Below are 230 nucleotides of genomic sequence, written 5' to 3'. Positions count from 1 at the left end.
CTACTACTCGTCCAGAAACGATGCTTGGTGATACAGCAGTAGCAGTTCATCCAGAAGATGATCGTTACAAACATTTAATCGGGAAAACAGTTACACTTCCAATCGTAGGCCGTGAGATTCCGATTATTGCTGATGAGTACGTAGAAAAAGATTTCGGAACAGGCGTTGTAAAAATTACACCAGCTCATGACCCGAATGACTTTGAAGTAGGTAACCGTCATGACTTACCA

Annotated in this window: 1 protein-coding gene; it reads left to right on the top strand. The window is 42.2% G+C overall.

Annotation, left to right across the window (positions count from 1 at the left end):
• Positions 1 to 230, top strand: a 230-nt coding sequence (locus SB775_RS34380; protein WP_410865767.1) for a hypothetical protein, incomplete at both ends; no start/stop codon positions are given.

The organism is Peribacillus sp. SIMBA_075, from assembly GCF_046534585.1.
This window is presented reverse-complemented; position numbering and strand designations above follow the sequence as displayed.